We start from the raw sequence: 25,301 nt of genomic DNA, 5'->3' as shown, positions 1-25,301 counted from the left end.
ACTATCCGTATTTTATATGTTGTTTTACTACATGCCAAGAAATGTTAAATGATCTATTCTTATAGAAGCTGATTTTGGTGAACCCGGAGGAGTACTTCCACTATAAAAGTACATTGAATTATTAGTCGGATCAGTTCCGCTAAGTGCTTCAATTGCAGCCTTCATAGTTCCCGCCTGTGGGGTTCTATTAATGTTCCCATTAAGTACTGGTGTAAATTGATATACTCCATTTGCCTTCTCATTGATAACAGCACTTATAGAGTTTGGAAAACTGCCACTTCTAACCCTATTTACAACTACTGCACCAACAGCAACCTGAGCATTATAGGATTCTCCTCCAGCTTCTGCAGTTATTAATCTAGCTAGCAAGTCCAAATCACTTGCTGTGTATTTAATTGCTGCATTTTTGATTTCTATATTACTATCTTGTAATGTATTAAAACTAGCAGCCTTAATACTTTTGCCAGCTTGTTTTGCTGCTAAAGCTTGTCTCGCTGCAATGGCTTCATCTATTACTAGTTGTGCGCCATACTTATTTTCCAGAGCATCTAGTTTTAAAACTAATACATTTTGGTCAGATTTTTGTTTTGTCAAAATATCCAAATCCTCTTTATTATAAGCTCTTAAAGAAAGCAACTTTGTATTCCCTTTATCTAGCGCTACCTTCTTTAAATTAATTGATGCCTCTTTTGTTTTCATATCATCAATAGCCTTTTGATCGAAAGTTACTATGGTTTTGATATTTTCCAATCTAGATATAAAATCATCCATACCATCTGCACCTAGCATAATGTCTATGTAACTTGCTGACCCATTCATATATATTGCTCTCATTCTTTTATCAAAAATTATTTGTTCTGCTTTGATGTCAACCTCTGCTTTTACAAGATTTACTTTTGTTTGCTTAATATCTTTTTGCGCTATAGTTATATTTCTTTCATTCTTATTGATTTTAGCCATAATTATTTTACGTTGATTATTCATCAGCTCTGCTTTATTTTCAAGATTTCTTCTTTGAACCTGAACCTGCTGAATTTTTGCCTTATCTGACGCAGAATCCGCATATACGCTAGTAAAACTAAAACACATAATTACAACAAGTGCCATTATAACCGAATTTATTTTTTTATTCAATTCTCCATTCCCCCTACATAACATTCTATTTATACATACATTATGTTCAAAAGTTTTTATCATTTGAACATAATAACACACAGAGCTATCTTTAGCAAATATTGGCTTTTAAATTATCTCTGCATAATTTATTAGTAAAAAAGTAAGTTAAGGTGTGGAATGAACTTTGTTACATATTTAAATTGTTATTCATCAATTAAACGATACCCTACTCCAACCTCCGTTAATATGTATTGCGGCTGAGCAGGATCACTTTCTATTTTTCTTCTTATATTGGCCATGAATACTCTAAGCGAATGTGTATCATTTTCAAAATAATTTCCCCAAATCTCATCAACTATGAACTTATGAGTTAAAACTCGTCCTGAATATTTTGACATTAACTCAATTAATTTATATTCCATTGGTGTTAAATGTATTTCTTTATCTAAAATCGTAACTCTGCGTTTTTCAAAATCTATCTTTAGATTCTTAACCTCAAATACAGATAACTCATTTCCTTGTAAATTAATATTTTGATTGAAATGTCTTAGTGCCACTCTAATTCTAGCTAAAAATTCTGCTACACTAAATGGCTTAGTCAAATAATCATCTGCTCCTCTATCTAAGACCTCAACTTTTTCTCTTTCATGTCCACGAGCTGAAACGACTATAATTTTAGCTTTTGTAAATTCCCTAACCTTCTCTATAACATCGAGTCCATCAATATCCGGTAGCCCTAAGTCCAAAACTATTATATCTGGATTATGCGAAAATATAAGTGTTATTGCCGTATTCCCAGACTCAGTTTCCATACACTTATAGCCCTGTGCCTCAAGCGAAATTTTCATAAATTTTTGAATAGGTTTATCGTCTTCAACTATTAAGATCAAAGGCTTTATATTCATTACCATCACTCCTTATTATAGGTAAACTAAATTTAAAAGTTGCTCCACCGGCTGAGTTGTTAAATGCTTCCATATAACCATTATGTGCTTCTATAATAGATTTACAAATAGCAAGCCCTAGCCCTATACCTCGTTTTTTCAAGGAAATGCCATTAGTTTTGGTATAAAATCTATCAAATATATATTCTATGTCTTCTTTGGGTATCCCCTTTCCATTGTCTGATACTTCAAACAATACATTTTCTTCCTTTTGCGTGACCTTGATTTCTATAATAGAATCACTTTGTGTATATTTTATAGCATTATCAATTAAATTAATTAACACCTGTTCTATTAATAATCCATCTACAAATAATATAATCATTTTTTCTGGTAAATCTGTCTTAATATTATGCTTTCCTGAAAACTTAGTAACTTTAGATATAGATTCTGAAATAATTTCTTCAACAATCTCCACATCTTTCTTAATTTCAAGCCTACCTTCATCTAATCTCGTCATACTTAATATATTTTCAACTGAATGTACTAGCCAACTTGTATCTTCATAAATATTTTGTATAAGTTCTTTTTTTGTATCATTATCAAGCACGTCATAATTGTCACTAATAGTAGAAACCGATCCTAGTATTCCAGCTAGTGGGGTTCTTAAATCATGTGATATTGACCTCAAAAGATTGCCACGAAGCCTTTCTCTATCCTTCTCTACATTTATCTGTCTTTTCTTTTCATATAAATCTTCTCTTTCAATAGCTAAGGCCATTTGTGTAGAAACAGACTGCAGAAGAATTTTTTCATTTTCTGATAAAGCATTTTTTTCAAAACATGCTATCCCAATAACTCCAAGTATTTTGTTTTGTCCTGTAATTGGATGATAGTATCCAACACTATCTATTGGACTTTCAGCTTCAATCCCTACTGATTTACCTGTTTTAAAACATCTTTGCGCTCCTTCTACCTCAATACCTGCCTCAAAGATATTTTTATTATATTTATCATTAAACAGATAAGTATTTGGTTTTTGTAAAACGTTTTTATTATCTACAATTGCTATCATAATAGTTCTGTTAAACATATCAATTAAATTGTTACCACAAGATTCCACTACTTGTCTCTTATCTTTTCCTGTAAGCAATAAGTTGTTAATTTTATATAAAATTCGCATCCTATTTTCGCGTACAAAGGATATCTTAATTTGTGTTTTAACTCTTGAAGTTAGGGTGCTTGTAATAATTGCGGCTATCAACATAACAACAAAAGTTACTGGGTAGTCTGATCTGTAAACTAAAAAACTATAATATGGTATAGTAAAGAAATAATTAAACGCTAACACTCCAATTATTGCAGCCAAAATACCATAAACATATCCCTCAGTGTTTCTTGCTACAAATAGTACCCCTAAAATAAATACTATTATTACATTTGACTCATGAAATCCAATTTTTCTAAATATTAGAGATAACATAGTGAATAAAGTCATAATTACTATAGTTTCAAGTGCATTGGTAAATATACGTTTAATTTCTTCATACCCATCATATTTATGTTCACTAAAAGCTTTGAAAACCTTCTCGTCAAATTCACCCTTTTTCAAATCTTCCATCCCTCTCCCAATATATTTAATGCCTTTACTTTAAAAAATTCTTAGCCTAGACTAAGAATTTTTGAGTATCTACTCTTTTATTATATACGGTACAGTGAGGACTGCAACATTTCTATTTTTATATAACATGCTTTTTACAAAATATCCTGTTTGGTTATGAAGTAAGTTATGCCACCACTTAGTAATAACAAATTGTGATATTACTACCGTTACTGTTTCTCCATGTTTAGATGCACGATCCTCAGACTCTATAAAGTTCATTAATGGTTCTATAATGTCTCTGTATGCGGAGTGTTCGATTATCAATGGAATTCCCGGATTATATTCTTTCCATTTCACTTTTAGTTTTTCAGTAGCTGCGGGATCAGTTGATACATGAAATGCAACTACGTTGTTAGATAAGCATCTAGCACAGTTTAATGACTTTAAAAAAGTCTTATTTAACGTACCTAAAAGTATTATTACATGTTGATCGTTATTTGTCTTTATTCCAATATTAGGTCTTTCATCATTAGATAATTTAATTTGTTTTACTACTTTATTATAATGATTTTTTATCTTTCCCATACTGTATACAAGTACAGGTATTATAATAAAAACTAACCAAGCACCATGAACAAACTTTGTAATACCTATAAGTATTACTGTAATAAAAGTTACAATAGCACCTAATCCATTTATAACTGCCTTATGTTTCCACCCTTCTTCTTTGCTCCTTGTCCATTTTAGGAACATTCCAACTTGCGAGAGTGTAAAAGATAAAAATACACCTACTGCATATAATGGCAAAAGCAAATGAGTATCACCTTTAAACACAATAATTAAAATACCAGCTGCTACTGCAAGTACTATTATTCCATTTGAAAAACTGAGCCTCTTTCCCCTTTGTGAAAATTGCCTTGGAACATATCCATCTTGTGCCATTAAAGAAAGTAACAACGGAAGACCTGCATAAGCTGTATTTGCAGCCATTACTAAAACAAATGCAGTAGTAACTTGAATAATATAAAACATTATACCTTTTCCAAAAACTTGCTGAGCAATTTGAGCAAACACAGTCACATTCGCAGAAGGGACTGGATGATAAATTGTTGCAAGGAAGGATAACCCACCAAAAATAAAAAGAACTAAACAAGCAAGTAAAACTAAAACAGCTTTTGCATTTTTTTGAGATGGTTCTTTAAAATTAGGAATCCCATTACTTACCGCTTCAACCCCTGATAATGCAGTACAACCTGAAGCAAATGCCCTAAGAAATAGGAATAATGTTATGTCACCTATTTGCTTTGGAATTGAATACATTTGTGCTGGTAAATATCCAAAAACATAATGCCTTATAACACCAGTTATAATAAGAACTATACAAGAAACAATAAACAAGTATGTTGGAACTCCAAATATTTTAGATGATTCCTTGGTTCCTCTTAAATTACCAATTGTTAAAATTATTAGCATTACAAGAGCTATAGCTACTTTATGATTAAGTAGTGATGGAACAGCCGAAGTTATTGCAGCGGTTCCAGCACATATGCTAACCGCAACTGTAAGTATATAATCAACAGTAAGTGATGCACCAGCAATAAGTCCAGGCTTTATACCCAGATTATCCTGTGCAACTATATATGAGCCACCACCATTTGGATATGCGTCAATTGTCTGCCGATAAGATAAAACAAGTAAAATTAATAATAAAATAACAGCTACTGCGGCATAAAACATATATCTATATGCCATAAGACCTATAACTCCAATTAATACATATAAAATTTCTTCCCCTGCATATGCAACAGAAGAAATAGCATCACTAGATAATATAGGCAATCCCCAAAAAATATTTAATTTTTCTCCCTCTAACTCTTCTGTTTTAAGTGTTTTACCTATTAATAGTTCTCTAATTTTAGAAAACACAAACCCACCTCCATAATTTCAACATTATAATTATAGTCAAATTATATGTCTAATATTTTTTGTTTACCAAGATCATTTAGATAAAATTCACATTTGTTTCCATCTTTCCAGCTTATCTCAACTATATAACCCTTAACCTTAAGTGCTTCTACTATTTTTAATGTTTCATCTTTTGTAATTTCAACTAAACTATTTATATATATTGGCTTTACATAATCATATCCATTTTCTTTATAAAACTCGCGAATTGCATTTAAAACCTTCTCCATAAAAAAATCACACCCCTTATTATAATCACATTATATTATTCATGCACTTGATAGTTAAAACATTATATCAAATTCAATATATATTTTATGCTAAATTAGTATAAAGATACGCCCATTCACATAAAGATTGTGTTAAGATTTTATGATTCGACTTTATTTATTCATCATATTCCCACAAATTTCAAGTTAATTCTTTTAAGAAAAAGAAATAAAAGCCCCCTTAATCGTAGTTTTATTCTCCTACAATTAAGGGGATTTTTTCATTTGTGTATTACTTATAGATTATTTACCAACTAAACCTCCACCATTTCCTGCTCCTGAGCTTTGTGGTCCATATATTGGTGGTCTCCTAGTATTTTTTTGCTGTGAAGATTTTGCTTTCTTTTCTTCAATAATTTTTTTCATTATTTCCATGTTTTTATTTACATCATTTTTCATATTTTTACCTTCTTTTTTTTATTTTTTATAAACTTGCATTAAAAAACTAACTGCTACCTTCTAATTTAATATTAGTAATGAATATTTTTAAGGTATGTTTTATTATTTTATAATCTATTATACCCCAAAAACAGTGCTTTGAGTTATGCCTATTAACTAATATATATTTTAGTTTCGTGCATACTTAAAATAGGTACCAGGAATTATATCCTGGTACCTATTTCATATCATATTATTGTTTTAAAATTACTTAACACCTTTTATAACATCCATAGATGGTCTTCCACCTTCAAACATATTTTTAACTCTCAAACCTATAAGTGGATTTAACTCTGGATGTGTTAGAATATAAAATTTTTCTTCCTCAATTGCCTTAAATATAGTATCTCCAATTGTGTCAATTGGAATTCCACCTTTGATAACCTTATGTTTCTGGTCCTCTTCTGCTTTATACAAATCACTTTGGTAATAAGGCTGACTCATGTCATTTGCATATTTCTTTGGTCTGTGTCTTTCACAATTATCAAGATCTGTCTGAATAAACCCTGGACAGAACACAGACATTTTTATTTTGTCTGTTTGACACTGAAGATCTAAATAAGTAGATTCAGAAAGACCAACTGTTGCAAATTTGGAAGTATGGTATGCTGACATCCCATTCAGATCCAAAAGCCCAGCTACAGAAGAAGTATTTACAATATAGCACTCAGTATCCTGTTTTAGCATTATTGGAATGAATACTTTTTCCCCATGTATAGCACCCCAAACATTAGCTTTCATAATCCATTCCCAATCATTTAAAGAAAGTAACCAAGCTGGTCCTGCAACTACAACCCCCGCATTATTAAACAATAGATCTATGTGATGAAATTTTTCAAGAGCTATCTTTGAAAGCATCTCCATGTCTTCAAATTTCATGACATCCATTTCGACGGCTAGTACCTCTGCACCTTCTGCCTTAAGTTGCTTTTCCGCTCTTTTTAAGTCACTTCCATCAATATCTGCTATAACTATCTTAATTGATCTTTTTGCACATTCCTTAGCAATTGCAAGACCTATTCCATTTGCTCCACCTGTAATAACCGCTACTTTGCCTTTAAAGTCCTTCATAATACAAAGCCTCCTTAAAATCCTTCTTAAACATAACCAAGATTTTTAACCTCTTTGGCATAACAATGACTTAATTTAATATTATAAGGTGTCTTCCCACCAGTCCCATCTTGTATTGGAATAAGGTATAAATGCCATTGGATCTACTTCTTCCAAGACTTTACCCCTTAGAAGCACTGTGGTTCCTTCAGTGTATGTGCAACCTAACATCTTCACGACTTCTAATTCTGCCCAAGGGTCATGTGGCGAATCCTTAAGATTCATCTCAACTTCTCCATTTTTAAACAGTGTGTTATCCATGGTTTCCCCTTGCTCTATAAGTCGTGGTTTTAAGTCGAATCCACTGCCATCTGGCGACTTAGAATATTTGTAGTTATATATAGGTAATATGTTTCCATAATTATCACCAATTATTTTCTTGCCGTCTATATCATTGAATTTCCCATTAAGATTTGCTTTTAAACTAAAGAATTCTATTCCATTTCGAGATACACTTCCATTAACCGTATCTCCTTCTCTCTTAAGTTCAATTTCTGCCAGTTTCTTTGGAAAACCATAAATTTCTCTGCCAAGTGCCATAGCCATGCCGTCACTTACTTGCATCGAAATACAATAGGTTCCAATTTGACCATTGTAATCTGCTAATATAAGTAAAGCTGTTTCCTTATATGCAGCACAAAAATTTGTTCTAGGATAATTTGCTACAAAAGCACTTACTAAAGGTCTTTTAGCTGGTTTTAGAGGTGCTGGGAGTAACCGTGCAATAATCTCAGGCTTTGTTTCCCAATAAGCCGTAAGCATCTGCGCATCGTAAAAAGTTGTTGGTTTACTACAATATTTTTTAATGTCATTTGGGTTTTTTATAAAACTATTCATTATTGGTACCTCCCTATATTTTATGTTTCAAAATTATTTTATTAACACTTACATACTTCTATCTGTAACTCCTAATTCCTCATATATATGAATGTTTTTTCCTGGAACATGACCATCTCTAATTAAAAATATTGCAGCACCCAGCGATGCAAGTCTAGCACCAACCATATAAGCATTCATCTTTTCTACATCGATAGTTTGATCAAAATTGAATTTAATTTTAACACCCTCCATTCAAAAAATTATTTTTAAGTTATATACCTCGGTCAATTTTCATTTTCCAAGTTAAGTACCCCCCATAACTACAATATAAATCCAACCCAACCTCTTGTCTACAATCATACTTGCAAAACTGTCTAAAAAACATACACTTCTCTTTATTAGTAGTACGCCCTATACATTAAACTATAAACTATTTACAATTAATTCTTACTCTTGCCACTATAATGACACAATCAATTGTTATTATAAGTACATAGAAAGTAATTAATTTTTTTTAATTAGAGCCCCCTTTAATTAAATATAAATTTACCATAACCAAAAGAAGAACTGATATAACATAATCAGTTCTTCTTTTGGTTAAAAGTTTATACATTAGCGTTTTTTAAAGTAACAATCTATTAGGAGACTATACTGTTTTGAAAAAAGTTGTATCATATTTTCATCTTCAAAACATTTTCTTGAAGTTTTTCTGATCTTTTATTCCACCATATCCACAAGACACATAAAATGCGTGTGCTCCAGTTCTTGCTAATCCTGACACCAATCGGACGCCATATGCACCTGTATCCCATGCCCATTTTTCAACTTCATTCAGGAGCATTTTTCCAATACCATTTTTTTTGAAATCAGATGCTACAGCAATACCCATAATATTCTTCAAATGTGGTGCATATAGCAAATCATGATTATTTGCGTGAACATATCCTACTACCTTATCGTAAGCTATAGCTACATATATTTTATGGTTACTATCATTTAGTAATTGTTCTAATTTCTTTTTTGTATCTGAAGCCGGATATTCATACCCCATTTCATTTTTATTAAGTAGAGCTATATCCATGTAGTCTAACGTTGTACATTCTCTAATATTTATTTTCAAATTAACACCCCCGAGGCGATTTAATCGATATTTAAGTTGCCATAACTTGCGAAAATAAATCACAATTTTTACTTTATTATACTATTATTGCCATAGTTTAGATATAAAAATTTAATATAAATCTCCATAAAAATCATTTTTACACAAATTCGTATGAATAGACATCTGACAAACTTAAGATACTATAGTAAAATGAATATGAAATAGAAAACTTGAAGTAATCTATATGCAAAGGAAGTAGACAATGGAGAAAACTATAAAACTAAGATATCCGACATATCTTAAAGAATTTGAATGTATTGGTGGAAAGTGTAAAGACAGTTGTTGTATTGGTTGGGATATAGATATTGATAAGACCACCTTTAGGCAGTATTATAAGGTTGAAGACAAAGAAATGAAGCGCATGTTTCAGAAAAATGTACATAATAATGAGTATTACCTAAGCCCTGATGTAGATTATGGAAAAGTAAAATTAAAAAGTGGGAAAAGGTGTGCTTTTCTAGATGAAGCAAATTATTGTATAATTTATTCGAGAATTGGAGAGAAATATCTTTCAAATGTTTGCACATCTTTTCCTAGAATAACAAATATGGTAGATGGGTATTACGAAATGTCCCTTGATGTAGCCTGTCCGGAAGCTGCAAGAATTCTTTTATTAAAAGAGGAAGGAATTAAATTTAAGGAAAGTGAAGAAACTTTAGGAAAACATATAATATCAAGTGATATTGAAACTACCTCTACAGAATATAGTAACTCACCTATTAAGTATTTTAAAGAAATTAGAGACCTTAGTATTAAAATAATTCAAAATAGGAAATTTGATCTAAGTCAAAGACTTTATATATTAGGCGATTTTATAAGTACATTAGAAAAAGAGCTTAAACATAAGTATAGTAATGTACCAACATTTATTAAACAATATAATATAAATTCAGTTAACGATTCTTATAAAAAAAATAGATCAAGTTACACATTTCAGATAGATTTTTTTAAAACAATGCTAGGTTTTTTAAATGTCTCTAAAGAAGTGGACAGTCTTTCTTTTAAGGAATATACTAAGCAAATTATAGCTGGATTCAAATTTGATAACGGAGAAGACATTAGTAAACATTCTGAGCTTTACACAAAAGCATTTGAAGATTATACTGAAAATTTTATGAACAATAATAGCCATATTTTTGAAAATTATTTGGTTAATTTTATGTATAACTATATGTTTCCATTTAATGAATCGGAATCAATGTTTGATGGATATATTATGCTTTTAGTAAGATCCTCATTTATTAGGTTCTATTTAGTTGGAAGATATCTATATAATGACCAGGATAACAAAGAAGATATAGTCGAATTTATCCAAACTTTCTCGAAGACCATAGAACATCATAGGACTTATTTAACTGATTCATTAAATCATATAAAAGAACATAAATTTGATAATATGGAATTCGCTAAAAAACTTTTATAAAAAACAGGGCGAGATTTATTAATCAGGTTCAACATGTTTTTTATGATATTACTACTCAAATACAATTTTTTTTAGAAAACCTTGGATTATTATCCGATTTTATAGTTGTTTTCTATTAAATTTACAATTAGTTCTTAGTTTCGTCACTATAATGACACAAATAGTTGTTATAATAAAAACATAGAAAGAAAGTAAGTAATTGATTTTTTTAATTAGAGTCCCCCTTTAATTAATATAAATTTAATATAAAACTTTAAAAAAACTGATGTAATTACATCAGTTTTTTTCTTTGTGTAAACATCATAGAACTTTTACTATACCCAAAATACTTTGCTATTTTCTTGTAATTTGGAACATCAATACCATACTTTTCTGCAATATTTACAATATTAAAGATAAGTTCATCCTTTTCACTGCTTTTACCTGTCTTAATATCCTTTTGCATTGAAGCTGTTGTATCTGAACTAAATTCACTTAAAATTAAAAGATTTTCGTCTATAAAACCTGTGTCCAATTTAATATTTAATACAATTGCAACCTTTTGTAATTCCTTAAGTAGCAATATAAACATCCTTCTGCATTCCCCGTCCTTTTGAAATTCACCAGCTGTAGCATCATAATACGCTCCAGTCGCCGCATATGCAGATGTAAAGGAGATTTTTTTAAATATGTCACATCTTATATTATCTGAAATGATTCCATCTATTCCTGATTCTTCAAGGTCTAATTGTATTTTATGTAATAAATCCATATCCACCTTTATATTTTCTTTTGCTCCAAAAACAACTCTAAAAATCTTAATTGTCTGTGTAATCTCTCCAGGAGCTGATATGTATCCACCAACATAAATACAACCATCAAGAACAGTTATACCAGTCAAATCCTCTAATAACTTTTCTCCAGCATTTAGTGCATTCAAAATTGGAATTACAATGGTTTTTGTGTGGGAAGCCTTCTTTATAATAGAAATAGTCTCATTTAATGAGTATCCTTTAACACATAAAAAAATCACATCAAACTTACCAAGCTCTCCGCCACCATCAAATGCTTTAACATTTTTCAGATTTATTTCACCCTTTAGTGTTGAGTGAATTATAAGCCCATTTTTGTTTATAGCCTTTAAATGATCACCTCTTGCTATAAATGTAACATCTTTTCCACCACTTGCTAAATATCCTCCTATACAACCACCTGTACCACCTGTACCAATTATTAAGTATTTCATAATACACTCTCCCCCATCATATAATTAATATATTCTTTTTTAAATTTACAATTAATTCTTAATAGTGTCACTATAATGACACATATAATTGTTATTATATATATCATAGATAGTAATTAATTTTTTAATTAGAGTCCCCCTTTAATTAATATAAATTTAATATAAATCTTTAAAAGAACTGTTTAAATATAAACAGTTCTTTTTATATATACAATTAGATATTTTAATAATTTTTCACCATATTTTTTCTAGTTTGGTCTTTAATCTTAACTGTAGTCTCAGTATCCATAGGCTTAAATTATAAATCACCTTTTAAAAAAAATCAATTAAAAAGTTCCCTCAGGACATAGTCTGAGGGAACATAAAAGATAATTAAATTTTAAATTTTTGTATCATTTCTTTAAGTTCTTCAGCATGTTTTGCTTGATTTTGTGCTGTTACTGCCACTCGTTCTACAGCTTTTGTTGTTTCCTCCATACTATCTTTTATTGTTTCTGCACTTTCAGATGATCTTTGCGCTGTTTGTGCTGTATTTTGTACCGCCTCATTTACCTGATTTATTGTAGCTGTAAGTTCTTCCGACATAGAAGCTATTTCATCAGACATACTGGTTACAAATTCTGAATCATTATAATACTGTTCGCCCATCTTCTTCATAATTTTGAACTGAGGGTGTACATTATCATTTATAAAATCTAATATATCTTTGCTATTGCCAGAAAGGTTTTCAAATGCTTTCTGAACCTTTAGAATCGTTTCTTGTATACTAGCTACTGCTTGTGAAGATTCCTCTGCAAGCTTCCTTACTTCATCAGCTACTACTGCAAATCCTTTTCCCTGTTCTCCAGCCCTTGCTGCCTCTATAGCAGCATTAAGTGCAAGCAAATTAGTTTGTTCTGATATACTTGCAATGATGTCAGCCATTACCTTTATCTCTCCTACTACCTTACCATCCTCAATTGCTTTTACTCCATTCTTTTTCTTTTCATAATATATCGTTGTTGTTTCGTCAATAGATAATTCTCCTTTTTTCTGAACCTCTATAGCCCGGTCTTTAGATTTACTTGCATTATTACTTCCTTCCATGGCTTTACTTGATAATATATTAATGCTTGAGTCCACTTCTTGTATGGAAGCACTTATTTCTTCTGTTGATGCGCTTGTTTCCTGTACATCATTTGTTATATTATTTACTGCCTCTTCAATATTTTCTGCTTTTACTTTAAGCTCGATTACCATAGCCGAAAGTTCTTCACTAGATACACTCATCCCTTGTGAATTAGCTAATATACCTGTAATCAATCCAGTAAGTTCCTTTTGCATTATAAAAACTGAATTAGCAAGCTGTCCTACTTCATCTTTATGTTTTAATAATGAATCATACTTGTTATCATAAGTTAAATCAAATTTAGCTAATTTATCCATCATTTTTGATAAAGACAATATTGGATCTCCTATCTTCTTTCCGAAATATATAGAGACTATAATAGTAACTATTAACAAAACAAGTAATACAAATAAAAAAGTTGATACTAATGTTTTAATTGGCTTCATCATAACATCTACAGGTACTGAAAAACCAACTTTCCAGTTGCTTACGTTTATTTTAGATGTTACAAAATATTTATCTTTACCATCATAATCTTTTATGCTAACAAAGTTGCTACTTAAAGCTTTAGAATATTGTCCATTCATAACCTTATCAACATTTTGAAGCCCTTTATCTGTAGGTTTAAACTCTTTATTAGGATGAATAATAAAATTATTACTATCATCTATTAGAAAAGCATAACTATTTTCCATAGGCTTTGCTTTATCAAGCATTTTGGTAATTGCTCCTATTTTAACATCACAACCTACAACTCCGATTGTTTTACCATTTCTTATTACAGGTTTAGCTACTGATATCATCATTTCTTTTGTCTTACCATCTAAAAATGGTGTGGAATAAATTAATCCATTTTTTTCAATAGCGCTTTTGTACCAAACTCTTTGAGTAGAATCAAAATCTGCTGGTGCAACCCAACCACTTCCAACAAGAATTTTTTTGTTTGCAAATCCTAAATATATATCTGAAGCATACGGATTACTCTTTAACTCCTTTTGAAAGTATTTCATTATTTTTTTATTATCTACAGTATCCATACTTTCTATATAATTACCAACCCCATTAATTATTTTTCCTTGACCATCAAGCCAACCATTAATAGTTTCTGCTTCCTTCTCTGCATATATAGATATTTTGCTCTTAGTTTCATTCATTATTGAATTATAAGATATAAAGCAAGTAATTGCAGATGATATTAGTAAACTTAAAACACAGACTAAACACGTTAATAATGTTATTTTTGATTTTATGCTTTTCATATATATCTTTCCCCCTCATAATTAATTGAAAATTTAAAAACTTCTTTAATTCGCTAAAATAACTTACTAAACTAAGTTGTTCGTCAAACTAATCTTTTTTCCTTGTTCTTTGTATTAAATTCACCATTAAATATTATAATACTCTATTTATATATCGTATAACATTCTTTTACCTTTACCTCATTTTTCAAAACAATATAGTAGTTAACATTTAACTATATAAAATACACAGTTAATTATACTTGGGAACTAATTACGTTTGCATTAAGTCTTGGTGACATAATACCTATAGATTTAATAAAGTTAATCTTGTTCTATAAATTTGATATAAAAAAAAGAACTGCTGAAATTTCAACAGTTCTTTCTTTATATAAAATTGTTAGTGTGTATACCTCAATTATCAAAAGGATTATTTGACATTGCTGTAACAAATAAGTACGGAAAAGCATTTTTCAAATGCTTAATATACATAACCCATTGGCTTACACTTGCTCGGTATACCCTTTTTATATCATTTTTTATATGTTCTTTTTCATCCTCGCGTAGTTCTGATAAATTTCTTGAAGATAACTCATCTTGCAAATGAAAAACTGCCGTTAATAAATGAGTAAAAGTTTCATGCTCCAATAGATTTGGATTTTCTAATAATCTCAATAAAAACCCTCTTTTACTTAAAAGGAATTTATTCATTTCTTCTAAGTCAACTTTGTAGAATTCAATTTCATAGTCATAATTTTTACATTTTTCTAATGCTTTTTTGAAATCTCTCTCTTCCCAAGTTGGATCAACTATAAGAAAATTTGCAATCTCCTTAACTCTTGAATCAATCGCCGTAAAGTATTTTAACGTGCTAGTTCCAACTTCATTAAAAAACACGCCTATTATTAAATTTAGCTTTTCTATTAAGGCTTCCGTTTCTCTTTGCTTAATAACTCTATCAATAACTAAGGATACTAATAAAACTTGAATAGGTATAAATGCTAAATCACCTAGAAAATACAACAAAATAAGATGTGTGTCTCTAAAAAGAAAATAGTGAAAAGAATATAATACTATTGATAAAAATATCAATAATACGGAAAATTTAAAACGCCAACCCAATTTCTTCATCCTTATCCTCCTAAAATATTATTAATATTTTCTTCTCCTTCTTTTTCTTTTCTTTAAATTATTTGTTCTTATTATAAGCGCTATTCCTACTAAAACTAAAGCTAATATTCCCGCCGCCATAAGATATACAGGCATATCATTCTTTGTTAAAGCTCCGCTAAAAACTGCTGAATAAAGCTTATAAGTTTTTACTTTTCCCTTTTGCGTTAATCTCAAGGTTCCAATGCTCTCATTTCCTTTAAGACTAGAAACAGTGATATCAGATAAGTTTATATTTTCCTTCAAATCTTTTTCATTTGCATCATTCTTGTAATAACTAACATCCTCTTTAACTACTAGTGGTACACTAGCAGTTTTTTCTGGGCCAAAAAATTTAAGCGGTTTGTATTTTAATATTTCTGTTTTCACAACAGAATTGTTTGCGTGTAATACCGTCCTTTTCAAATTATAGCTATAGTTAATAATTTTTTCCATATCACTGAAGACGTAAGTATCACTTGCATCCATAACTGATCCCATAACAACGCCCATAATTTTTCTACCATTTCTTTCATAAAAAGCTACAAGACATCTGCCTGCCTTTGAAGTATACCCCGTTTTCCCACCAATACAACCATTAACACCAAGAAGTTTATTGCTGTTCTCAATTTTAAATGTTGTACCTTTTGATGTTGATAAAGTACTTTGCTTTTTATTCATTGACTCTTTTACCCAAGGATTTAAAAATGCAGATCTAGCCAATATGCTCATATCATAAGGTGTAGTATAATGATCTGGATCATGAAGACCGTTAGGAGTTACAAAATGAGTTTTAGTCATCTGTAATTTAGCTGCCTTATCATTCATCATTTTCATAAAGTTTGTAGAATTCCCAGAAATATTGTCTGCAATCATATATGCAGTGTCATTTGCTGAAAATAATAACAAACCATCCATTACATCTGCACTTGTCATGGTCTCATTAAGTCCAATTGAATGAAGATTAACATTTAATGAATCCGCTGGCTGAACTTTTGCACTTTGCGTGTATTTTATTTTATCAGTTTTTACCCTGTTCTCAGCGAGAAGTAGTGCAGTTATTAACTTTGTCATGCTTGCTGGGTACATTTGCTTGTCCACATCTTTCGCATAAATTATCTCACCAGTTGCAACATCAACAGTGATAGCTGCTTTCCCATATATTGTTGGTACATTTGTAGTGCTCGCACTAACAGTCGTAACATCAGTCGCAGCAAAAACATTTAAACTCATAGAAGATACTAGAAATAATACAATCAGAATTAAAAATCTTTTGTTTTTCAACTTTCATCTCTCCATTACTTTTATTTATTACAAATTTATTATAAAAAACAATTTGTTGTATATCATTTTACAAGACAATATTTTAGCGTATAAGCTAATATTATACCACATTTTTAAAATACTGTCATTGACATATGTTCAATTTTACTATATACTATTTAAACTATATGCTAATACATATAGTTTAAATAGTATATAAAGGGGTATAAAATAAGTGATTAAATTTTTGTTAGATCTAGGTTTAAAATTTGAAGACGTCGGTGTATTGATAAAAATCATAATAACAATATTTATAATAATGATATTTCATTTGTTAAAGAAAAGCATATGTTCATTTATTAATAAATCAAACTTTGATTCACTTAATACAATAAAATATAAAAAAACGTCTACCCTCGCCGTAAATATCTTAACAGCTGTAACTATTATACCAATATGGATGTATGAGTCTAAGGATATATTTACATTTTTAGGGATATTCTCTGCTGGACTTGCCTTTGCCTTTCGTGATCTTGTAGCAAGTTTTTTGGGATGGCTTATAATTAATACTCATAAGCCCTTTAAACTTGGTGATAGAATAAAGATTGGAGAAAGTCTTGGTGACGTCGTAGCTATAGATTGGTTTTATACTACTATTATTGAGGTCATGGAAAATGACAATAGAACATACGGACAAAGTACTGGAAGAATTACTCATATACCAAATATACAAATACTCACTGAAGACCTTATAAATGAAACTAACGCATTCCCTTTTACTTGGAATGAGCTTAAAATAAGCCTTACACTTACAAGTAATTGGAGAGAAGCTAAAAATATATTAATGTCTATTGCTGATGATAAAGTAGGAGATATAGAGCAAGAAGCAAAAGATTCGCTAAGCATAGCATCAAAAACTCTTCCTATTTATTACGAAAATCTTTCACACACAGTCTATACTTCCATGGAATCCGGAAGTGTTTGTTTAAACTTAAGGCTTATTTGCAAGGCAAGAAATTTTAGAAACTTGCAACATGCCTTAGTTGAAGATATTCTAGATGAATTTGCTAAACATGAAGACATCGAATTATTATGATTAGACTATATACACAAGGAGACAATAAATGAACACTATTAACTCACAGTTTGTTATGTCATTAAGTATTATTTTACTCGGATATTTTCTAAAGAAAGTAAATATTTTAAAGGAAAGCGATGGAGAAGTTATTTCCAGACTAATTTTTAATGTCACTCTTCCCTCCATTGTAATAAATGTTTTTAGTACAATGACTATAGACAAAAGCCTATTGCTTGTCCCTGTAATTAGTTTTATATTTGGATTACTTATGGCAGTAGTGGCCCTCATTGTATTCAAAGGAGAATCAAGGCGAGAAAAAGGAATGTTAACAATGCTAGTCCCTTCCTTCAATGTTGGTCTTTTCGCCTATCCTATAGTAGAGTCAATATGGGGAAGGTCAGGGCTCAAATACTTTGGTATGTTTGATATGGGTAATTCCTTCATTGTTTTCGCTGTTTGTTATATAATTGCAAGCATTTATTCAAGTAGTAAAGGTGAAGTGAGCTACAAAAATATTTTCGCGAAGACGATGCACTCAATACCTTTTCTTACATATATTATTACTTTAGCGATTAATCTTTTAGGCCTTAGCATTCCGAAGCCTATTATACAAATTACAGGAATTCTATCCAAAGCAAATATGCCTCTCGCATTATTGGCACTTGGATTATACCTAAGCTTTTCCTTTAAGAAGACATATTTGAAAAACATGGCCAAGATAATTGCTTTAAGATATATAATTGGATTTGGAGTAGGTATACTTATTTATAATTTAGTTCCCCTAGATCCAATGTTCAAAAAAACTATGTTAATCGGTCTTATATTACCAATAAGTTTTACAGTTATTCCTTACTCAGTAGAGTTTGACTATGATACTAGGTTTGTAGGAACTGTCAATAACTTGACAATTATAATAAGCTTTATACTCATGTGGGCGATTATTGCTTTTGTTTAGTATACAGAAATTACCTACTATATTACCAAGTTATAATCTAGATCGCAATATATATTGCGGTCCTATTTTATGATTTAATTTTTCCTACTAACTATAACAGACAACTGGGCTACCTGCCTCAATGTTGTCAAATATCGCTTTTGCTAAATAATACGGCGAATTTATGCAACCATGGGACCCATTTGACTTATATATCTTTCCTCCAAACACACTTCGCCAACTTGCATCATGAATTCCTATACCTCCGTTAAATGGCATCCAAAAAGTAACAGGGGAAGCATACCCTTGACCTATAAGAATAGCATTTTTCTCTTTATATTTTAACTTATAAATACCATCGGGAGTTCCATAATTAGAACTTATGTTACCTGTAACAATATCACCTTGAACTATCAGAGACCCATTTTTATAAAACCATAAGTGCTGAGCTTTCAGATCTATTTCTACATAGGTATCGCCAATATCATTTTTGCCATGAGCTAAAGCAGTTTGAATATATGTGGGCTCTTTTGATATAGTTTTCCCTTCTTTTATTATTGAAATCAAAGCTTGCGTTTCTTTAACACTATTAATAGACCATCCATAATCACCTCCGCCGATTTTTATTGTGTTTCCTGATGATGTAACAAAATTTCTGTTATTGCCAATTGTACTGTAATTTTGAGAAAGTACATCTATATATTTCTTTACTTCTTTTTCATTAAATGTTACTTCAAACCCCTTATCAACTGTAAGCCACTTATTTATTTCAGAACCATCTAAAACTTCCTTACTTCCCCCAAATGTATATGTAATTTTTGAAAATGCATATTTATTAAGTTTATTTTTAGCTTCGATAACTTTTGGAGAATTTAAAGTATATAATGGCTTAACATAACAATTGATTGACTCAAGATTTATTATAGTTTTCTCCTTAAGTATTGCGCCTGCCACATTATCATATAAAATATCTTTATTAACCTTATTACCACTTACTTCACATATAATTACATAACCATTTTCTGTATACTTAATGCTTGGATTTTTAGGTTCAATTATATTATTGCTATCAAAACAAGAGAGCTTATCCAATCGCTTCTTTAATAGATTCTTATCATATTTAACTCCTTCAATCATTTTAGAATCTTCTATGTTAAAGAATGCTGAAATCCATTTATAAGGATTCTGTCTATCTTTTAGTTCATTAAATTTACCATCTGAATTATACTTTAACCCAATTTCGCCTGCTTTAATTTGTTCACTTTTACCGCCTCTTTCATTTATATTTATCCTATATGTGTTAATCTCAGTTGTCATTTGTTTATTTACATCCTCCACACTTTCACATGAAACATTAATGCAGTTTATTACAGAACCAAAATAAAAATGATTCATAAAAAATATTACCATTCCAAAATATATAACAAGCAAAGTTAAAATAGAAATTATAATACCCACAACAATTTTCTTATGCTTTTTTATTAATCCTAATGTTGATTTTTCTACTTCTGTTTCCATGATATCCGCCCCTTTAAATAACAAAATAATTTAAAATTTATGATTGACCTTTTTAAATCTACATTTCAGTTTATGTAATAACCAACCAATTTAAACCAATTATTATTAATATTTTATGGCTACAAATAATGGGGCAAGGCAAGCTGATTTAATCTATTTATTAAACATAAGTTGATTTATCTTTACTCTTATGCTAATATATCATTTGGAACATTTAGGAGGCTAAATATAATTATGGGTAATGAGGAAATGTGGCTTGGCTATTGGTTAACAAAGTCAGTAAGACTTTTAAATAAATTTCATGATAATAAATTACAAAAATATGATCTTACCTCTTCACAAGTAGCAGTACTTCAAAAACTCTGGGGCGAAGATGGAAAGACTCAAAAGCAGCTTCAAGAAAACCTAGGATTAACACCAGCTTCAGTTTCTGGAATTCTAGATACCCTTGCAAATAAAGGTTTTATAGTTAGAAAGCACGATGAAATAGATTCAAGAGTTAATAGAATATACCTAACTCTCGAAGGTGCTAAACTAGAAAAACTATGTCACGACATCATCAATGAAATAGAGAAAACAATATCCGAGGGTTTCACTTGCGATGAGATAAAAATCTTTATAGCTTGGACAAAGAAAATGCATAAAAACATATGCAAAAATGATATAAAAAGTACTTTAAAATAGTTAGGAAACTAAAGAATATTAATTAAAAGGTGGTATTTTATATGGATAATTCAAATGAATTAGCGACTGAGAAGGTTGGATCCCTTCTTTGGAAATTTTCGATTCCTGCAATAATAGGAATGCTTGTAAATGCTTTGTACAGTGTGGTAGATAGAATTTTTATTGGTAGGGGTGTTCCTGACCCACTCGCTCTATCAGGAGTTGCTATAACCTTTCCGATTACAAATGTTATAATGGCCTTTGGAATGCTTGTTGGAATAGGTGGAGCTGCTGTAGTTTCTATTAAACTGGGAGAAAATAAAAAAGAAGATGCAGAAAAGATACTTGGAAATGCATTTGTACTTGTAGTTATAATGTCTATAGTCGTAAGTATTATAGGCCTTATATTTCTAGAACCAATACTAGTACTTTTGGGTGCTAGCCCAGATACAATGCCTTATGCTAAACAATTCGGATTCATAATATTACTAGGGGTTATACTTCAAAATTTAGGTTTTGGTATGAATCCATTTATACGTTCAGAAGGTAATGCACTTATGGCAATGGTTACAATGCTTATCGGTGCTATACTGAATTTTATATTAAATCCTCTATTTATTTTCGGTCTTCATATGGGAGTAGTTGGTTCAGCACTAGCTACTATAATTTCTCAAGCTGTGTGTTCTATTTGGGTTCTTTTATACTTTTTACGAGGAAAAAGCGTTTTAAAATTAAGAAGAAAAAATATGAAGTTGCAAATGAAAATTGTGAAAGAAATATTAGAAATAGGAATGTCTCCATTTGCTATGCAAATGGCTGCTGGTCTTATTACTGTAACATTTAATAAGAGCTTAAAAAAATATGGTGGTGATTTAGCAATAGGTGCTTTTTCATTAATAAATAGCATAAATATGTTGATTATGATGCCAATTTTTGGCTTGAATCAAGGAGCACAACCAATTATAGGTTATAACTATGGTGCTAAAAGTTACAAGAGGGTTAAATTAGCCTTAAAATATGCAGCTATTATAGCTACCCTTATGTCTGTTGTAGGATTTGTGATTGTTCAGCTTTTCTCAGTTCAAATCATAAGTATATTTAATAACACTGATAAAGAGCTTATAGATCTTGGTTCTAGAGGAATAAGAATATTTCTTATAATGCTTCCTTTAATAGGTTCACAAGTTGTATTTACAAATTATTTTCAGGCAGTAGGAAAAGCTAAGATTTCTATTTTTTTAAGTCTTTTAAGGCAAATTATAGTACTTTTTCCATTAATACTTTTGATGCCACATTTCTTTAAATTAGACGGAATTTGGATGGCTGGTCCAGCATCTGACTTTATCGCTTTTATAATAACAATTATAATAATAGTGTCAGAGATAAAGAGCATGAATAAGCATGAGCTAAGTTTAGAGAGAATCAATGAAAATGTTATATGAATAATTTAAGCTTCCTAAACTAGTTTCCCATATTGACCACTTACCTCACTTGAAATTTTAGATATAATAAAAAAAACAGATGCAATTTAGCATCTGTTTTTAATTTACTATTTATTTAGTTGTTTTAACAAAGTACCAAGTTGCTTAATATATTCTCCATACTTTGCCCAATCCAAACTTTTTTGAGCATCAAGTGCTTTAGTATATAAATCATTTGCCTGCTTAATTAATTTAGTCTCAGTTTGGGTTAATGGAACAGTCGTCTTAGACCCTGTTTCAGTTTTAACTACTGCATTTGGTGCCTTATAATTAAATATTTGTTCTAGTCCACTTTCAATATTATCGACCATCAGTAACTTGCTGTCGTATGAAATTATTATTTTTTTCATTTCAGGAATACTGTTTTTTCCACTAGCTCTTAAATAGACAGGTTCAATATAAAGTAACGAATTCTTTATTGGCAAAATAACAGTGTCTCCATATTGTACTTGAGATCCTCCTGTATTCCATAAAGAAAGCTGCGCTGAAATCGTAGTATCCTGACTTATCCTTTGCTTAAATTGGAACGGACTGTAAACCGTTGTCTCCGATGCCGGAAATTTATTTAGAAACAGTTTACCATAATTTTCTTCATCCATTCTAGCCCCTAAAATTGCTGTCATATTATACTTTCCCTTTACATTAAAATATTGTTGAAGTATCATCTCTTCACTATCCATTCCTGGTAATTTTTCTACAAGGTATGGCGGAATAGTTGTTTTAACATCCGCACCTACAGCAGTTGCATTCTTGGAAACATCCCAAAAATCTTCCCCATTATAAAACACTCCAGCATCAGTTACATGGTATTTACTGAGTACTGCACTTTGAATGCTAAATATATCAGATGGATACCTAAAATGTGCTTTAATGTCAGCTGGAACCTTCGACATATCCTTAAACAGTTTCGGGAATGTTTTTGCATAAGTTTGTACAATTGGATCAGTTGAATCTGATATATAAAAATTTGTACTTCCATCATAAGCATCAATTACAACCTTAACTGAATTTCTAATATAGTTTACCCCATTTTGTGGTTGTGAGTAGGGATATTTAGATGATGTTGTGTATGCGTCAATTATATAGTATATTTTTCCACCACTTACAACAACATATGGATCTTTGTCATAAGTTAAAAATGGAGCTATACTCTTTGCCCTTTCAACTATATTTCTGTTAATAAGGATTTTACTTGTACTCTTAATATCCCTTGATAGTAAAAAGTTTAACTCTCCCTTATTTATTGCAAACAAAAGTTTATTACCTAAATTCATTTTAATTCCAGCTTCTCCAACATAATTTGTTATTTTGTCGGCTCCACCTTGAGGATAATCAAACTCGCTTACCTTAGTATTTACTAATGCATAGTCATTTGTTTTTTCTCCAAAATAAATTCTCGGATTAGTTAGTTTGATATCTGTACTGTTTGCTATTGGCATATCCTTTATTACAAAATCAGGTTGCCCCTCTGTCGTAACAGCATTTACCTTACTCATTACAACACCATATCCATGTGTGTAAATCATATGAGTATTCTGCCAAGTAATTGGCTCTAATGCTTTTGAATCTATCTCCCTTGCAGCAACCAGCACTTGACTATATTTATTGTTTATTTTATATCTATCTACATCTATATCGGTAAAACTATAATAATACCTTAATATTTGAACTTGGTTATAAAATTCAAGTGCCTGTGTAGATGAATTTAATTTAATGTTATCTATTGTCTTCTTATTACTTGAAATATCCTCTTGTTTCAAATCATTTTTTATATTAAAAGGTGTTGTAGTAATATTTTCTATATTAAATGCTTTCTTTGTAAAATCAATATTATTTTGAATATATGGTTTTTCAAGTTCCTTTTGATTTGGTTTTACAATACTGCTTTGAACTACAACTGCTGATATTACTTGTACAAAACTTATCAAAACTATGGCGGCAGCTGAAATTATTATGGGCTTAACCTTTGATTTTAAAACATTTATAAATATTACAACTGCAGCAACAATGCAAGTCACAATCAGTATTTTATAAAATAGTAGTGTTACATGAATATCTGTATAGCTTGCACCGTATGCAACTCCACTAGGGCTATACACTAAATTAAATGAATTTAATAAATATCCAAGTGAAAGAAAAAATGCTATGAGTGAAGCTATTATTGCAATTTGTTTTCCTGCAAATACACTAAGTTCCTTAAATGTTGATTTAATATCATCGAAAGGATTTGCTGTTTTACCTGCGTTAAATGTATTTTTTGTTTTAAATACAAAGAATACCATTACTTTTATAATAATTAAAAGTACCAATAATGTCATTATAAAACTATATAATGATTGAATTAAAGGGAGTTTAAAAATATAAAAAGACACATCCAAATTAAAAATAGGATCTTTCACATTAAAACTAACTGCATTTATAAATTGAAGAAGCATATACCAATATGTGGATGAGAATGCAAAAGAAAATAGGAGTGAAACAAATAAATTACTTGCTATAAAAATCTTATTTTCAATAATATCCCTTTTTGTATTTACCTCTACTACTTTTTTCATATGTGCAATACTCTTTTTTATACCCTTATAGTATAATAATATACCAATATAACTAAGTATAAAAACAGGTACCATAAGCTTTAACACCGTGAGTATTTTTGTAAAGTATACTGAAAGGTAACCCATTGCATTAAACCACTCAATATTAATAATTACTTGCGCTATATTCCCTACAAAAAATAAGCATACCAAAATAATTATAATTATAAAAGATAGAATAAACTTTTTTTTCTTACTCATAAAATCACCTCTTATTTATTTTTTTTTACGTATTTTAATATATCCTATGTACATTATATC

At 30.1% G+C, this 25,301-nt stretch carries 21 protein-coding genes; 5 read left to right on the top strand and 16 right to left on the bottom strand.

From position 1 onward, the window contains the following. Positions 1–27: 27 nt before the first annotated feature. From KPL44_RS12120 to KPL44_RS12075, 10 genes are all read right to left on the bottom strand, one after another. Positions 28–1,134 carry a coiled-coil domain-containing protein gene (locus KPL44_RS12120; RefSeq protein ID WP_253201744.1) on the bottom strand — a complete coding sequence of 369 codons (1,107 nt, stop codon included), beginning with the start codon at positions 1,132–1,134 and terminating at the stop codon, positions 28–30. Positions 1,135–1,319: 185 nt separating this feature from the next. Beyond that, a complete protein-coding gene (locus tag KPL44_RS12115) occupies positions 1,320–2,021 on the bottom strand; it encodes a response regulator (protein ID WP_216250451.1) in 702 nt (233 codons plus the stop codon). Further along, on the bottom strand, positions 1,990–3,621 hold the full coding sequence (locus tag KPL44_RS12110) for a DUF4118 domain-containing protein (RefSeq protein WP_216250448.1): 1,632 nt from the start codon (positions 3,619–3,621) through the stop codon (positions 1,990–1,992). The genes KPL44_RS12115 and KPL44_RS12110 overlap by 32 nt, the downstream gene beginning before the upstream one ends. 69 nt (positions 3,622–3,690) lie before the next feature. Next, positions 3,691–5,529, bottom strand: a complete 1,839-nt coding sequence (locus tag KPL44_RS12105; protein WP_216250445.1) for an APC family permease — start codon at positions 5,527–5,529, stop codon at positions 3,691–3,693. A 41-nt stretch (positions 5,530–5,570) separates the two neighbouring features. Continuing rightward, positions 5,571–5,798, bottom strand: a complete 228-nt coding sequence (locus KPL44_RS12100; RefSeq protein WP_216250442.1) for a hypothetical protein — start codon at positions 5,796–5,798, stop codon at positions 5,571–5,573. Positions 5,799–6,080: 282 nt separating this feature from the next. Next, positions 6,081–6,236 carry a hypothetical protein gene (locus tag KPL44_RS12095; protein WP_162855514.1) on the bottom strand — a complete coding sequence of 52 codons (156 nt, stop codon included), beginning with the start codon at positions 6,234–6,236 and terminating at the stop codon, positions 6,081–6,083. Positions 6,237–6,482: 246 nt separating this feature from the next. Beyond that, positions 6,483–7,346, bottom strand: coding sequence for an SDR family NAD(P)-dependent oxidoreductase (locus KPL44_RS12090; RefSeq protein ID WP_216250439.1), 864 nt, complete (start codon positions 7,344–7,346; stop codon positions 6,483–6,485). Positions 7,347–7,427: 81 nt separating this feature from the next. Continuing rightward, positions 7,428–8,222, bottom strand: coding sequence for an acetoacetate decarboxylase family protein (locus KPL44_RS12085; RefSeq protein WP_216250436.1), 795 nt, complete (start codon positions 8,220–8,222; stop codon positions 7,428–7,430). Between the two features lie 48 nt (positions 8,223–8,270). Continuing rightward, positions 8,271–8,456: an oleate hydratase gene (locus tag KPL44_RS12080; protein ID WP_216250434.1), complete on the bottom strand. Its 186-nt coding sequence runs from the start codon at positions 8,454–8,456 to the stop codon at positions 8,271–8,273. A 433-nt stretch (positions 8,457–8,889) separates the two neighbouring features. Beyond that, positions 8,890–9,324 (bottom strand): GNAT family N-acetyltransferase, encoded by a 435-nt coding sequence (locus KPL44_RS12075; protein WP_253201743.1) that lies wholly within the window; start codon positions 9,322–9,324, stop codon positions 8,890–8,892. A gap of 244 nt (positions 9,325–9,568) precedes the next feature. On the opposite strand from KPL44_RS12075, the gene fliB reads away from it, so the two are divergent. Continuing rightward, positions 9,569–10,789, top strand: a complete 1,221-nt coding sequence (gene fliB / locus KPL44_RS12070; RefSeq protein WP_216250430.1) for a flagellin lysine-N-methylase — start codon at positions 9,569–9,571, stop codon at positions 10,787–10,789. 271 nt (positions 10,790–11,060) lie between these two features. Here the strand turns inward: fliB and KPL44_RS12065 are convergent, their stop codons facing one another. From KPL44_RS12065 to KPL44_RS12050, 4 genes are all read right to left on the bottom strand, one after another. After that, on the bottom strand, positions 11,061–12,014 hold the full coding sequence (locus KPL44_RS12065; RefSeq protein ID WP_216250428.1) for a ketopantoate reductase family protein: 954 nt from the start codon (positions 12,012–12,014) through the stop codon (positions 11,061–11,063). A 372-nt stretch (positions 12,015–12,386) separates the two neighbouring features. Further along, positions 12,387–14,381 carry a methyl-accepting chemotaxis protein gene (locus KPL44_RS12060; RefSeq protein ID WP_216250424.1) on the bottom strand — a complete coding sequence of 665 codons (1,995 nt, stop codon included), beginning with the start codon at positions 14,379–14,381 and terminating at the stop codon, positions 12,387–12,389. Positions 14,382–14,774: 393 nt separating this feature from the next. Beyond that, on the bottom strand, positions 14,775–15,491 hold the full coding sequence (locus tag KPL44_RS12055) for a hypothetical protein (RefSeq protein WP_216250423.1): 717 nt from the start codon (positions 15,489–15,491) through the stop codon (positions 14,775–14,777). A gap of 21 nt (positions 15,492–15,512) precedes the next feature. Then, positions 15,513–16,793 carry a serine hydrolase gene (locus KPL44_RS12050; protein WP_407935004.1) on the bottom strand — a complete coding sequence of 427 codons (1,281 nt, stop codon included), beginning with the start codon at positions 16,791–16,793 and terminating at the stop codon, positions 15,513–15,515. A gap of 214 nt (positions 16,794–17,007) precedes the next feature. On the opposite strand from KPL44_RS12050, the gene KPL44_RS12045 reads away from it, so the two are divergent. Both KPL44_RS12045 and KPL44_RS12040 read left to right on the top strand, forming a co-directional pair. Beyond that, positions 17,008–17,868: a mechanosensitive ion channel family protein gene (locus tag KPL44_RS12045; protein WP_331702076.1), complete on the top strand. Its 861-nt coding sequence runs from the start codon at positions 17,008–17,010 to the stop codon at positions 17,866–17,868. 28 nt (positions 17,869–17,896) lie between these two features. Then, the gene (locus tag KPL44_RS12040; protein ID WP_216250420.1) at positions 17,897–18,805 is read left to right on the top strand and encodes an AEC family transporter; all 909 of its coding nucleotides are present in this window, start codon (positions 17,897–17,899) and stop codon (positions 18,803–18,805) included. 87 nt (positions 18,806–18,892) lie between these two features. Here KPL44_RS12040 and KPL44_RS12035 read toward each other — a convergent pair whose 3' ends face one another. Further along, a complete protein-coding gene (locus tag KPL44_RS12035; RefSeq protein ID WP_216250412.1) occupies positions 18,893–20,302 on the bottom strand; it encodes a L,D-transpeptidase family protein in 1,410 nt (469 codons plus the stop codon). Positions 20,303–20,536: 234 nt separating this feature from the next. Here KPL44_RS12035 and KPL44_RS12030 point away from each other — a divergent pair, with 234 nt between their 5' ends. Then, positions 20,537–20,986 carry a MarR family winged helix-turn-helix transcriptional regulator gene (locus KPL44_RS12030; RefSeq protein ID WP_216250409.1) on the top strand — a complete coding sequence of 150 codons (450 nt, stop codon included), beginning with the start codon at positions 20,537–20,539 and terminating at the stop codon, positions 20,984–20,986. A 41-nt stretch (positions 20,987–21,027) separates the two neighbouring features. After that, a complete protein-coding gene (locus tag KPL44_RS12025) occupies positions 21,028–22,407 on the top strand; it encodes an MATE family efflux transporter (protein WP_216250407.1) in 1,380 nt (459 codons plus the stop codon). 107 nt (positions 22,408–22,514) lie between these two features. Here KPL44_RS12025 and KPL44_RS12020 read toward each other — a convergent pair whose 3' ends face one another. Next, complete coding sequence (locus KPL44_RS12020; RefSeq protein ID WP_216250404.1) at positions 22,515–25,241, bottom strand: UPF0182 family protein; 2,727 nt, start codon at positions 25,239–25,241, stop codon at positions 22,515–22,517. Positions 25,242–25,301: the final 60 nt, after the last annotated feature.

Source organism: Clostridium sp. DSM 17811, assembly GCF_018861905.1.
In the GTDB taxonomy this organism is placed as follows: Bacteria; Bacillota; Clostridia; order Clostridiales; family Clostridiaceae; genus Clostridium_AD; species Clostridium_AD frigoriphilum.
The sequence above is the reverse complement of the archived record's forward strand: the minus strand, read 5'-3'. Positions and strand labels throughout refer to the sequence as shown.

Bases quoted from the DNA above. Each gene is read 5' to 3' on its own strand.
- KPL44_RS12115 (WP_216250451.1), bottom strand. From the start codon at position 2,021: ATGAATATAAAGCCTTTGATCTTAATAGTTGAAGACGATAAACCTATT.
- KPL44_RS12110 (WP_216250448.1), bottom strand. From the start codon at position 3,621: ATGGAAGATTTGAAAAAGGGTGAATTTGACGAGAAGGTTTTCAAAGCT.
- KPL44_RS12100 (WP_216250442.1), bottom strand. From the start codon at position 5,798: ATGGAGAAGGTTTTAAATGCAATTCGCGAGTTTTATAAAGAAAATGGA.
- KPL44_RS12095 (WP_162855514.1), bottom strand. From the start codon at position 6,236: ATGAAAAATGATGTAAATAAAAACATGGAAATAATGAAAAAAATTATT.
- KPL44_RS12090 (WP_216250439.1), bottom strand. From the start codon at position 7,346: ATGAAGGACTTTAAAGGCAAAGTAGCGGTTATTACAGGTGGAGCAAAT.
- KPL44_RS12085 (WP_216250436.1), bottom strand. From the start codon at position 8,222: ATGAATAGTTTTATAAAAAACCCAAATGACATTAAAAAATATTGTAGT.
- KPL44_RS12080 (WP_216250434.1), bottom strand. From the start codon at position 8,456: ATGGAGGGTGTTAAAATTAAATTCAATTTTGATCAAACTATCGATGTA.
- fliB (WP_216250430.1), top strand. From the start codon at position 9,569: ATGGAGAAAACTATAAAACTAAGATATCCGACATATCTTAAAGAATTT.
- KPL44_RS12065 (WP_216250428.1), bottom strand. From the start codon at position 12,014: ATGAAATACTTAATAATTGGTACAGGTGGTACAGGTGGTTGTATAGGA.
- KPL44_RS12060 (WP_216250424.1), bottom strand. From the start codon at position 14,381: ATGAAAAGCATAAAATCAAAAATAACATTATTAACGTGTTTAGTCTGT.
- KPL44_RS12055 (WP_216250423.1), bottom strand. From the start codon at position 15,491: ATGAAGAAATTGGGTTGGCGTTTTAAATTTTCCGTATTATTGATATTT.
- KPL44_RS12040 (WP_216250420.1), top strand. From the start codon at position 17,897: ATGAACACTATTAACTCACAGTTTGTTATGTCATTAAGTATTATTTTA.
- KPL44_RS12035 (WP_216250412.1), bottom strand. From the start codon at position 20,302: ATGGAAACAGAAGTAGAAAAATCAACATTAGGATTAATAAAAAAGCAT.
- KPL44_RS12030 (WP_216250409.1), top strand. From the start codon at position 20,537: ATGGGTAATGAGGAAATGTGGCTTGGCTATTGGTTAACAAAGTCAGTA.
- KPL44_RS12025 (WP_216250407.1), top strand. From the start codon at position 21,028: ATGGATAATTCAAATGAATTAGCGACTGAGAAGGTTGGATCCCTTCTT.
- KPL44_RS12020 (WP_216250404.1), bottom strand. From the start codon at position 25,241: ATGAGTAAGAAAAAAAAGTTTATTCTATCTTTTATAATTATAATTATT.